The following is a 7,815-nucleotide window of genomic DNA, read 5'->3' on the forward strand; positions in this document are numbered from 1 at the left end:
TAATTTGTAAAATATAATAAATTGTAAAATATAATAAATTGTAAAATATAATAAATTGTAAAATATAATAATATGAATATTTCATAATTGGCAGAATTAATTTTACAAATTAGTATGAGGAAGGGCAATGGAGAAAGAAAAGTTGTACAGGTTGAAAGCTGAAGCAAATCAGCTTTCTCCTATTCTTAATGTCGGAAAGAATGGGATAACGGACTCTCTAGTTGAAGAACTGAATAAGCAGATAAAAGCTAACAGGCTTGTGAAGGTAAGGGTATTGAAAAGTGCTGAAGAAGGAAAAGATTTAAAGGCTATCGCGGAGGAAATTGCTACAGCTACGAGATCCACTGTGATAGAGGTACGTGGAAGGACAGTGGTTCTATACAGGTAAGAACTCGATCAGGTAAGAGTTAAGATGCAGGAATTATCCTTTTCCTAATCCGATTTTTGACGAGCTTTCGAATACAAAGCCTGTCTTTTACTTAATTAAGAATAATCTCCTGCCTTTTAAAATGAGGAACAAGGTTTTTCAGTATAATCTATGTAATAGGTTAAAGTCTATAAGTATGAAGTTGCTTTAATATAAACTTATTATATATTTCGCCATGTTAGTAAGTTATTTATGCTGCAAAAGCAACATCCAGTTGCAAATTATTCACACACAATTTACATATTATAGATGTTTCATTATTTCAGACTAGTCTCCCTATGATTTATATAAAAGTTGACGAACGAATAAACTGAATTACTGTATAAGAATTCAAAACTCCATAAAAACTCCATATGTGTGCACTTTAAGTGCCTGGAAGTTTCTTAAAACGGTTGAGTTGGGGTATTTCCCCTTTTGTTTCCAGATAGACCAGGACAGAGCAAAACCCAACCCTCCGGAGAGATTGTTATGCTTGAAGATGAATATCAACTTGAATTTTTCAAAAATAACGGGTTCGTCCGGAAGCAGTGCCAGTCATGTGGCAAATTCTTCTGGACACGTGACCCTGACAGAAAGACATGCGGAGATGCGCCCTGTGATCCTTATACCTTTATAGGAAACCCGGTTTTTTCCAAGGAATTTGATATCTCCCAGATGCGTGAGTATTACCTCTCCTTCTTTGAGGAAAGAGGGCACACAAGGATCAACCGTTATCCTGTAGTTGCCCGCTGGAGGGATGACCTTTATCTTACAATTGCATCCATTGCAGACTTTCAGCCTTTCGTAACCTCAGGACAGGTCCCCCCACCTGCAAATCCTCTCACGATTTCCCAGCCCTGCATTCGACTGAACGACCTGGATTCGGTGGGTAGAAGCGGGCGCCATCTTACAACCTTTGAAATGATGGCACATCATGCCTTCAATAAAAGAGATCATGAAATTTACTGGAAGGAACATACCCTGGAACTCTGTGATGAACTCCTTAGTTCACTTAAGTTAGATCCCTTTGCTGTAAGTTACAAGGAAGAACCCTGGGCAGGCGGAGGAAATGCAGGGCCCTGTGTCGAGGTTCTTGTGCACGGGCTTGAGCTTGCTACCCTTGTTTTCATGGATCTGAAAGCTGACAAAAAAGGTGACATTCTCATCAAAGGTGAGACCTATTCGAAGATGGATAACTATATCGTGGATACAGGATACGGACTCGAACGTTTTGTCTGGGCTTCTAAGGGCTCACCTACAATCTATGACGCACTTTTCCCTGGTATAGTGAACGAACTCATGGGTCTTGCAGGACTTGAGCATGAACTGGACAATTCCGAATATGCAAATATCCTGGCCCAGAACGCACGGCTTGCAGGGTTTATGGATGTCAGTGAACAGGCAAACCTTCAGGAACTCAGGAAAAAGGTTGCTTCAAGTATCGGAATGACCGTGGAAAAACTCTCGTCTATAATGGAGCCCGTAGAGAAAGTCTATTCAATTACTGACCATACACGCTGTCTGACTTTCATGCTTGGAGACGGGATTATTCCCTCAAACGTCAAGGCAGGGTACCTTGCAAGGCTTGTCCTCAGGCGGACTTTACGCATGATGGGTGACCTTGATATCCATACTCCGCTTTCCGAGATCATGGATATGCACATAAAGAATATGCCGGAGTATCCCGAGTTCAGGGAGAATTTCCCGGTCATACAGGATATCCTGGAATCCGAAGAAGAGAAGTTCCGTAACACAATGGAGAGAGGCCGCAGGATCATTCAGAAATCGGCATCTCATTTCAAGAAAACCGGGGAAAAGATTCCTTTATCCCAGTTAACTGAACTTTACGACTCTCACGGAATCCCGCCCGAGATGGCAAAAGAAGTAGCATCCGAAGTCGGAGTGGATGTAGAATTCCCTGACAACTTCTATTCCATTATTGGTGAGCTGCATAACAAGGCTGAAGAAAAGGAAAAAAAAGTAGTTCCGTTTGCAGACCGGCTTAAACATCTGCCGAAAACAAAGCGCAGCTTCTATGACGAGCCTACGCGCCTGGAATTCGAGGCTGTTGTACTGGATGTCTTTGACAACAACATAGTGCTGGATAGCACCTTTTTCTACGCCGAAGGCGGAGGGCAGCCTTCAGATACGGGAACAATCGCTACCGGGTACGCGGTATACAGGGTTGTGGATGTCCAGGTCTATGACGGTGTAATAGTACACACCGTAGAGAACCCTGATGGGAATCTTGATATCCGCAAGGGTGACATTGTCAATGGCAAAGTAGACGAAAGGCGCAGGATGACTCTTGCAAGGCATCACACAGCAACTCATATCGTAAACGATGCAGCCAGAAAAGTCCTTGGAAAACACATCTGGCAGGCCGGTGCTCAGAAGTTTGAGGACCATTCGAGGCTTGACCTTTCGCATTACAAGCATATCTCCTCTGAAGAACTGAAACAGATAGAGCTCCTGGCAAACCGCATGGTTATGGAAAATAAGCGTGTTATTACGGAGTGGATGCCAAGGACTGAAGCCGAGCAGGAATACGGCTTTGGGCTCTACCAGGGTGGAGTGCCTCCAGGAGAAAAAATCAGAGTTGTAAAGGTCGGAGATGATGTTGAGGCCTGTGCAGGTACGCACTGCGTCAGTACAGGAGTTGTCGGCCCGATCAAAATCCTGAGGACTGAGAGGATCCAGGATGGAGTTGAGAGAGTTGAGTTTGCAGCAGGAGTTGCAGCCGTACGTGCCATGCAAAAGATAGACTCTCTCCTGGCCGATTCCGCAAAGACTCTGAGTGTGCCCCCAGAGCAGCTTCCGGCAAGTGTTGAGCGTTTCTTTGGGGAATGGAAAGACCTCAAGAAAGAAAACGAGAAACTTAAGGAAGAGATTGCTCGTGCCAGGGTTTACAGGCTGCTTGGAGGAGCTTCAGAGGTTGCAGGCCTTAAGGTTATTGCCGAATTCATTCCCGAAGCCGATTCCCTTGAACTCCAGAAGACCGCTACTGAGCTCCTGAAATATGAAGATGTGGTAACTCTTCTGGCAAGTGATGCCGAAGGGGTTAAACTCGTAGCTTCTGCCGGGCAAAAGGCCTTAAGCTGTGGAGTCAATGCAGGCAGCCTTGTTCGTGAAATGTCGAAGCTTGTGAGCGGAGGCGGAGGCGGAAAACCTGCTCTTGCTATGGGCGGTGGAACTGACCCTTCAAGAATTCAGGATGCCCTTACCCGTGGGCTTGAACTCGTAAAAGAAGCCTGCAAATAAGCCTGAAAAAAGGAAGTACAGGTAAGCCTGAAAAAAGGAAGTACAGGTAAGCCTGAAAAAAGGAAGTACAGGTAAGCCTGAAAAAAGGAAGTACAGGTAAGCCTGAAAAAAGGAAGTACAGGTAAGCCTGAAAAAAGGAAGTACAGGTAAGCCTGAAAAAAGGAAGTACAGGTAAGCCTGAAGATACCGGGTTTTTAATTCCCGGCAATTTCTTCCCTATCTTTTTCTTTCCTTTTATTTTTTTAATTATTTTTAATTGTTTTTAATTGTTTTTCAATCAATCGTTAAAGATAACTTCGCAAAGGATTGCAATTTCGTCTTTTACAAATAGGTGCACGGTTTTATTTCCTTCGAGGTCTTTTTCAACCGCATTTCGCACTTCCCAGTATTCTTCGGGCTTCACACCTGCTCTGAGCACAACGCTCCCTATATTCTGGCCTTTCAGGAATTTATTGATCTCTTTTGGTTCAAATGGACAAACTTTTAGCACTAGATAATGATTTTTGATCATGGACTGCTTTATCAGGGCATCCGATGTCAATAAAAGCCTTTTTTTGTCAACTATGAAAAGCTCAAAACCTCCCATCAGAGGTCCTGCCATCTGTATCATGGATTCTGCAAGTTCAGGCAACAACTCGGCTGCAACTACGGACGGTTCAGGTTCATAAGCGCAGAGTTTCATTTTATCAGTTTCCTTTACCTGCGGAAGTCCGTATTTCGGAATCAGCCCTTCGCCTGCAGGCAGAGCCACAGCCATACGGTCATACTGCTTCAGTCCTCCAAAGTAAAGGGTAAGGCGGTTGAGCTGTCCATCCAGCGAGATGTACTCTTTTTCGCAGTCAAAAGGAATCCTTTCAGGTGGCATCTGGGGCGGAGCTTCAAATGCAAAATTTCGGGTTTTTTCACCGTAAGCAGCCAGTACATTCGGAATTCCCGGCTCAAGGCTTGAAACATGCCTTTCGTTTTCTTCGGCCGGCCGGAAAGGATCGGAAAATATCACATCAACAGCCGGGATCTGCTCTATGACTTTCGGGTCAAGGGCGTCCCCGCAAATGAATTTCACGTTTTCAAGCCCGTACATTGCGCAGTTCTGTTTTGCATACTCGATTTTTTTGGGGTCGATTTCCACTGCATATACGAACTCGCACTGCTGGGCGAAAAAGACAGTTTGTCCTCCTATCCCACAGCTGACGTCAGCCAGAACCTTAGATCTTAAACGTTGCGCCCTGTAGCGGGCAATGGGCTCAGGGGTTGCAAAGCGCAGGCTTTCCTTGTCCCCATGCAGGGGCTTCTCAAATTGTTTTCTCCGTGCCACGTCGATCAGGAGTAGTAGATAGGTTATTGGATTTAAAGGCGACTGAAAAAAGAAGATTGTAGAGTTTCACTCAGCAACTTCCTGATGACGGATTTTAGAGGTCACCGGAAATATTTTCAGTTATCCATACCTTTTTAACCTTCTGATCCTCTTTTTTTGATAAGACGCTATCTTATCGCTTAAAGGGTGATCCGGCTTTATTAACAGATGAGTTAACGAAACAATAAGTACCTGCTGCTCTTCCCTTTTACTAATAACGCAAACTATACCGCCCATGTCCCCTGAATCAAGTACATCGACTATTTCTATTTCCTGGTCCGGATCGATATGTTTTCCTTCTTTATCAAGGGCTTTACTTGATTCTCTAGTGAGGTGAGCTGGAATCGGCAAGTATTTCTTCATTTCCTCTAAAAGAGTTTCACTTTCCTTTATTGGTTTCATACAAGATTGAATTTCCCTGAAAGATTATATTTTTATTCTTTGCTGCTTGAAATCGAATTTCCTTAGGTTTTCATCTTGTAAGAAAAAGCGGTTAAGTAGAACCATCAGAGTAAGCCCAATAAGTTTCAATCCTTATTTTTATTAGTGACGTTAAGAACCACGGAAATCACAGAAATCACTGGAAAAAGGAAAAAAGGAGTGATTTTTCAAATATTCTCCTTCTTTTCGCAGGAATAACCTTCCAGAGAGCTTTTTCACTCACTTTACATAATTAAAAGAGTTGCAAACCCGGGACAGAAGCCCAGATCTCCGATATTATAACTCTATTTTTATTTTAAATTTCAGCTATGATCACAACGTAGTTTTTCCCATACTTCTCAGCACATGCAGGACAGGTAGTATACCACATGTACCATTTCTTGACTTCCAGGTCCTGGCTTTTTGCGTAGGCTTCAAAGTCCTGGCACCATTCTCCTGTTTTTTCGAAGTCTCCCTCATAGACTTTGCTCAAAAATTTCCCGCTCAGTGTTACGTTTTCAGCGCCGTCGACTTCTTTATCAACAGCCAGGTAAAGGTCCATGTTGCTTTCTGAGGTGTGGTCCGACAAACAGAGCCAGTCCGGCATTTCTGCTCCTGCCCTGGCGACTTTCTCGTTCATCCGCATTATTACCTCTCCAAAATTCAGAGGCATGTAAAACTGTGTAGTAACCGAGTCCTTGATGAACCTTTTATTGTTCCATTCAAACAATTTTCCGTCCCAGGGGGCGGGGTCAAATCGAGGACAACATTCCGGAGTTTCGAGTTCAGTGGTCATGAGTTTCACCGTGTTAAGTAATGACTTTGGGGGTTATTTTAGGTTTTGGTTTTGGTTATTTCTAGTGAAAAAATACTTCTTGATTTTGGCATTCAGGAAGAAAAGAAACTGAAAAAACCTGTTGATCAATGCGACGATGAAAAATTGAAGCCCTTCATAAGCAAAAACATAGCAAATCACTTTGGAGTAACCCCTCAGACTACTACCCCAATTCTCAAATCCCTGGAAACATCCGGCCTTCTTTCAAGCAGGAAAGGTTCAATAAAACGAGGAGAGCCCGCTGGTGGGAAATCTGCAGTAAAAATCTGGTGTCTCACTGATGAAGGAAAGATCTACGCTGTTTATTTCAGTAAAGAAAAACTTTAGACGAACACGAGAGTTTCTTTTTTAAGTTGAGTAGGCCCAAACAGCTTTTTACCCTTATAAAGGACTTTTCATCCTAGATTCGGCAGGTAAACATATAAGTTAATATAATTATTCTCACATCTTTTTTCTTGATTTTCCATGGCAGACAAAAACAACAGTCGACTAGTCGAATCCTCAATAAAACGTACAAGATTTTTAGGTCACCTTGGTCTCATTGCTGGAGTTTTCCGAGAACTTGAAGTTGACAAACTGATCGATGAGAAACTCCCAAAGGAAAGGGATCACAAGATTCCTCACTCAGTCTGCATCCTTGCCATGGTACTCAATGGTCTTGGTTTCATAGGTCAACGTCTATACCTTTTTCCTGACTTTTTCAGGAATATTTCTATAGAAAGACTTTTTGGAGAAGGTGTAACACGAGAAGATCTGAATCAATATGCTATCGGAGAAACTCTTGACAGAATCGTAAAGTATGGTCCTACAAAACTGTTTACGGAAATTGTTCTTCACATTATGAATCGTCTACCTATTCCTGTCCATTGTTTACACGCTGACACTACAAGTGTCAGCGTTTATGGTGATTATCAAGACGAAGAAACGGAGTCTATTGATATCACTTTTGGAATTCCCAAAAACGGAAGATGGGATCTCAAACAATTTGTGCTAAGTTTGATTGTAAATCAGCATGGAATACCCCTTTTTATGAACACTCATTCAGGGAATGCTTCCGACAAAAGCACAATTCTGGAAGCAATAAAGTCTCTCAAATCAGCTTTAAGTCCTGAAAGCAAAGTGTACTATGTCGCTGATAGTTCCTTTTACACTGACAATAATATCAATAATATAGGAAAGTCATTCTGGATCAGTCGTGTTCCTGCAACAATTAATGAGGCAAAGGAACTGCTAACTGCAAATCTAAACCTGAAGCCACTGAAAAGCGATGAAAGATACTCATTTTATCAAACCTTTGTTGATTATGGGGGAGTCAAGCAAAAGTGGGTTTTGTTGCTTTCTCATAAAATGAAAGAAAAGAAAGAGATAACTCTCAGAAAGAAGCTTCAAAATGAACTTGAAAAAGCAGAAAAGTCGCTTAAAAAACTGGTAGGAGAGGACTTTTTCTGTGAAGAAGATGCATTAAAAGCAGCAGAAAAATGGACTGCAGATTTCCCTTCTATTGTGTTTGAAAAAGTAGATTTGAAAACCGTTAAAAAA

General features: G+C 42.3%; 7 protein-coding genes. 4 read left to right on the forward strand and 3 right to left on the reverse strand.

Annotation, left to right across the window (positions count from 1 at the left end):
- Positions 1–127 precede the first annotated feature (127 nt).
- Both ASJ81_RS06810 and alaS read left to right on the forward strand, forming a co-directional pair.
- Positions 128–388 (forward strand): YhbY family RNA-binding protein, encoded by a 261-nt coding sequence (locus ASJ81_RS06810; protein ID WP_095643826.1) that lies wholly within the window; start codon positions 128–130, stop codon positions 386–388.
- Positions 389–895: 507 nt separating this feature from the next.
- Positions 896–3,667, forward strand: coding sequence for an alanine--tRNA ligase (gene alaS / locus ASJ81_RS06815; protein WP_095643832.1), 2,772 nt, complete (start codon positions 896–898; stop codon positions 3,665–3,667).
- Between the two features lie 277 nt (positions 3,668–3,944).
- Here the strand turns inward: alaS and ASJ81_RS06825 are convergent, their stop codons facing one another.
- The 3 genes from ASJ81_RS06825 to ASJ81_RS06835 form a co-directional block, all read right to left on the reverse strand.
- Positions 3,945–4,982 carry a class I SAM-dependent methyltransferase gene (locus ASJ81_RS06825; protein WP_245859881.1) on the reverse strand — a complete coding sequence of 346 codons (1,038 nt, stop codon included), beginning with the start codon at positions 4,980–4,982 and terminating at the stop codon, positions 3,945–3,947.
- A 120-nt stretch (positions 4,983–5,102) separates the two neighbouring features.
- Positions 5,103–5,423, reverse strand: coding sequence for a hypothetical protein (locus ASJ81_RS06830; protein WP_095643829.1), 321 nt, complete (start codon positions 5,421–5,423; stop codon positions 5,103–5,105).
- A 334-nt stretch (positions 5,424–5,757) separates the two neighbouring features.
- Entirely contained in the window at positions 5,758–6,237 is a 480-nt protein-coding gene (locus ASJ81_RS06835; protein ID WP_095643830.1) for a hydrolase, read from the reverse strand.
- Between the two features lie 45 nt (positions 6,238–6,282).
- Between ASJ81_RS06835 and ASJ81_RS06840 the strand changes: the two genes are divergently transcribed.
- Entirely contained in the window at positions 6,283–6,603 is a 321-nt protein-coding gene (locus tag ASJ81_RS06840; protein WP_095643831.1) for a hypothetical protein, read from the forward strand.
- A 138-nt stretch (positions 6,604–6,741) separates the two neighbouring features.
- A partial coding sequence (locus tag ASJ81_RS06845) for an IS1634 family transposase (protein ID WP_095643524.1) occupies positions 6,742–7,815 on the forward strand: 1,074 nt, incomplete at its 3' end.

It is taken from the genome of Methanosarcina spelaei, from assembly GCF_002287235.1.
In the GTDB taxonomy this organism is placed as follows: domain Archaea; phylum Halobacteriota; class Methanosarcinia; order Methanosarcinales; family Methanosarcinaceae; genus Methanosarcina; species Methanosarcina spelaei.

Excerpts from the sequence above, each read along its gene's own strand:
- ASJ81_RS06810 (WP_095643826.1), top strand. The coding sequence starts at position 128 with ATGGAGAAAGAAAAGTTGTACAGGTTGAAAGCTGAAGCAAATCAGCTT.
- alaS (WP_095643832.1), top strand. The coding sequence starts at position 896 with ATGCTTGAAGATGAATATCAACTTGAATTTTTCAAAAATAACGGGTTC.
- ASJ81_RS06830 (WP_095643829.1), bottom strand. The coding sequence starts at position 5,423 with ATGAAACCAATAAAGGAAAGTGAAACTCTTTTAGAGGAAATGAAGAAA.
- ASJ81_RS06835 (WP_095643830.1), bottom strand. The coding sequence starts at position 6,237 with ATGACCACTGAACTCGAAACTCCGGAATGTTGTCCTCGATTTGACCCC.